3 protein-coding genes and 1 pseudogene are annotated in these 3,807 nt (G+C 43.5%); all 4 read right to left on the reverse strand.

The features are described from left to right. Nucleotides 1–355: 355 nt before the first annotated feature. Nucleotides 356–893: pseudogene (locus HUS66_RS18175) on the reverse strand (transposase); the annotation flags it as partial. 153 nt (nt 894–1,046) lie between these two features. Beyond that, on the reverse strand, nt 1,047–1,814 hold the full coding sequence (locus HUS66_RS17260) for a DUF6615 family protein (protein WP_217488173.1): 768 nt from the start codon (nt 1,812–1,814) through the stop codon (nt 1,047–1,049). A 76-nt stretch (nt 1,815–1,890) separates the two neighbouring features. Next, entirely contained in the window at nt 1,891–2,271 is a 381-nt protein-coding gene (locus HUS66_RS17265) for a hypothetical protein (protein ID WP_175072429.1), read from the reverse strand. 174 nt (nt 2,272–2,445) lie between these two features. Next, the gene (locus tag HUS66_RS17270) at nt 2,446–3,705 is read right to left on the reverse strand and encodes a hypothetical protein (protein WP_175072430.1); all 1,260 of its coding nucleotides are present in this window, start codon (nt 3,703–3,705) and stop codon (nt 2,446–2,448) included. Nucleotides 3,706–3,807 lie beyond the last annotated feature (102 nt).

The following is a 3,807-nucleotide window of genomic DNA, read 5'->3' on the forward strand; positions in this document are numbered from 1 at the left end:
AGCGACGAGCCGGTCTGGTGACGACACCAACGACGAAGGAGGACGACCCCTCACACGAGCCTGAATCTGTTCCGATGGAAAAGCACTGACATAAACTGGACAATCTGAACTGATGAAAAGCGGACAACCTTCATTGGCGTTGACATCGTCCCTTTGCTGGTGGTCATCTTGGCGCTTTCGTTATCGGTGACGTTGCTCTTTACTTCCTTGCGCTGCTTCCCTTGGCCCATCCTTGGGCTGTGCGTCCTTAGGAAGCGGTCCACTTTGTTCATGGCAGCATCTAGCGAGAGAATCGTCTTGGCGCGGCGGATATCCCGATCCAGGTCGGCTTCCGTCTCGGCTTCATCCCGAGCGTGGTGCTCTACCAAGTGATGGCGAATGAGACGGCGTAGCTTCTCCCGCTTCTCGCTCAATTCTTTGAAAGTGCCCGACCACTCTTTTGAGGCGTCTGAGGGCATCTTGCATCCGTCAATGGCAAAGAGTTCGTTACCCAGTAACCCCTCTTCATGACATACCAGCAGGACTTGCTCGAACAGCGCTTCGATTTCTTCGGCATGGCCGCTGACAAAGCTCGCCAGCGTGGTGAAGTGGGGCACGGTATCGCAGGAAAGGGCTTTGAAAATAATATTGGTCTCGCAGCACCACTGCATCTCACGGCTGGAGGTGATGCCTTTGGAGTAAGCAAACAGGATAATCTTAAGCAGGATGGCCGGATCATAGGCCAGCCGGTCGGTCGCATCGTTGCGGTACTTGGGGTGGAAAACGGACAAGTCGAGTTTATGCTCGATCAGGTAATGCACTGCGTGCTCAAAGGTACCGGGTTGGAGTTGACCTTGGTAGTTGATCACCACCATGGCATTTTGATCGTGGTTATAAGGCTTGAAGCTCGGCATGCTGACCACTCCTCGTCTGTTTTCTCGATCCTACCAAAACTTAGCCGTCAGCGGGGTTTTTCTACAGGCTCAACGCCCACAGCACGCGCGGCTTTGTAGTGGAAGCGAAGCCGCAACGAAAAAGCCGTCGCTGTGACTGCGTTTGTTAGGCATTTACTCTTCCTCCCTCAGATCGTATACGCCGATTGCCTTTATACGCGAACATTCTTCTGGCCAAGATTCCCTGTCGCTAGGATTTTCGGAATGCAAGAGGGCTTGGACATACGGTGGCAATTCCTCGGAGTCCCGAGCGATGACATCTAATTCTGTGTCGAAGTAGTGGCTGAAATATTTACCGCTGCGCGTCAACGGACAGCAGAAAATGCAATGAAACGGATTGGACTTATTGAGTATGGTTTGTAACCCAAGCCGCTTCCCAAATTTAGTGTCACCGAAAGCCTTTGCATCTGAGGCCGGCAACATAAAAACGCCAGCATTACTTTGTAATCGCCGACCGGCGCACAATGCTTTGGCCCCTCCGGCATTGGTGCTATAAATTGCGTAAAACGGCAGCAACGAACGTGAGGCTGCATAATTCTGAAGAGTGGCAAGTTGGCTTTGGCTGTTGCCTGGATAATTAAACTTACGTACGTACGAATCGAAGGATTTGATGAATTTCTTTGCCTGAAACAATAACGGAATAGCTTTCTTCCGTCCTACTAGCCAAAGCTCCAATTCAAAATCGGCTCCAGTTAAGCGGTGTTCTTGATACTTCGTAAAAGTCTTAGCGGACAAGTACTTAAAGCGGCTGTCCAACTGGCGCCAACGCCAAATTAGAAAATCCGTAACGGACTCTTCGTTAACATCTGGCACATTGACCATAAAGTCATGCACTTCCTGACCCAGTGCAATGTTGGCTTTGCAGATATCCATATGTGTCATAGGTGCCTAACGCAAAGCTTTGAGGCAATTTTGGAGCCGCGAAGCGGCGGAGAAATTGTCCGACAACAGCGTATTGTTATGTGTTTTTTATATGCTCAACCATCAGCTTAAGCTCTTCCAAAGCGCCGATGGTTTCATTAACGATCAGTCGCTCGCCTGCTAGCAGAAACCCCAGAAAAACCAGCAATATAGAAAGATCGATTCCTATCAGCTTGAAGGTCGCCGCGATCAGCGCGCCGTAAACGACTAGGAAAAAACTACGACTGTTCTGTTTCTTCATATGAGTGTCGATAGTAAGGAGGGCTTTATCAGGGCTTGCAGAAACCGATTCCTGACCTGAAAAAACCACCTGAAACTCCTCTAACCATTTTTCATTCAATCTCGAATCAACGGCAACCAGCCTGCGTAATTCCTTTGCGCGAGTTCTATTTTTCAGTCTTTTTATACAACTACCCATATTGAACTACTCTTCTTGAAGAGTCTTTTTACGGTCTTCAAGGTAACCTTCTATAAGATCGTGGAACCGATCCATGGTCTCTCCTATTTTTCACATAACGCCTCAAATCACCGGCAGAAAAAAGCAGAGTGAGGAACGAATGGCGCTTTTTTTCTGTCCGAGTGCATGTACTTGTTATGTTTTTAATACGCTCTCGAAATACTCATTAAGCAATTCCTTTTTTTTGAAAAACTTCTCTATGATGTAATAAAGAATAAACATATCACTAACATAAAATGGAATTTTTGAATTATCAATCTTAAATGTTTTATATCTTTTAATTGCATTACCTTTTTGAGTGTAATCCTGTTGCCTCTTTTCGTACTCATCAATAGTGTAAAATATGTATTCATGATCAATATGAGTTATAAGTGGTTCGACTGTTCCAACCCCTTCATACTCCAAATGAACAACTTGAGTCACAATACAATCGTTATAGATATAAAAATCTTGAACTATTTCTTCGAATGTAATGTTTCTTTTATCTATAACGACCCATAAATTGTCATATTCCTTTGAATACAATTTTGATATTGATGGAGCCCCGAGTTTACCAAGCGAGAAAGTTTCTCCTCGCTCTAACTCTTCAAGAGCAATTGATAAGTCAATGAATCCATCACCAGCCAATGAGTACTCAGGACGAAGGGCGATAGAATTTATTAAACCTTCCTCCTTCAACTGTTTGAATAATTTCAGCAATTCCGAAGGTATTTCATTAATTAGAACATACGCTTGAATTCGTTTATCATAAACTTTTGGAATGTTGCTATCAGATATTTCAAAATTAGCATCAATCGTTAGAAGTTGGTGTTTGTTGTATTGAGTATCAACCTCATTTAGCGATATTCCATTTTTAACATATAGGCCCTCAAGGTTATTATGTTCTGGGACTGAAAACCTTTTCAACGACTGCTCGTAATATTCATACAATAATTCAACGATTTTAAATGCAACATAATCCTCTATTGAGCAATTAAATATACTTGTTTCGTCGTTCAAGGAGTTGTAAATCGATTGATAGTGATTGGTAACCTTATTGAAATCAAGACATTGAAGGTATGCAGAAATAAATTCTAATTTTTTTATTGAGATATGATCTCTTCGATCAAGTTCTTCATATTCCCTTATCCTTTCAATAAGCGATTCGCTCTCCTTTTTATTTTTAGCTCTTTCTAAATCGACAACAAAACGCCTAAAGCTCTCATCTGACATCTTGTCTTGCCTTAGATCACTTATCAGATTGACAACATCTGTATCTTTTTCTGTTAGCTTCCCAAACAAATACCCAAACGGATAGTCAACTCCACCATCGCCTCGGAATAAATCGATTAAATATTGACTTTCCTCTTTAGAAAACCGTTCAAATGAATTTCTGTAGCTCTCTGAGATAAACATACTTACCTTTTAAACATAACTGTTCAACTGTTCAGCATTTCTTCGCCGTGCGGAGCATGGCGTATAAATGCCTGTTGGACTAAGCCGCCCATCAGGCTGCTA

The organism is Onishia taeanensis (genome assembly GCF_013349955.1).
GTDB lineage: Bacteria > Pseudomonadota > Gammaproteobacteria > Pseudomonadales > Halomonadaceae > Onishia > Onishia taeanensis_B.

Bases quoted from the DNA above. Each gene is read 5' to 3' on its own strand.
- HUS66_RS17260 (WP_217488173.1), bottom strand. From the start codon at position 1,814: ATGACACATATGGATATCTGCAAAGCCAACATTGCACTGGGTCAGGAA.
- HUS66_RS17270 (WP_175072430.1), bottom strand. From the start codon at position 3,705: ATGTTTATCTCAGAGAGCTACAGAAATTCATTTGAACGGTTTTCTAAA.
- HUS66_RS17265 (WP_175072429.1), bottom strand. From the start codon at position 2,271: ATGGGTAGTTGTATAAAAAGACTGAAAAATAGAACTCGCGCAAAGGAA.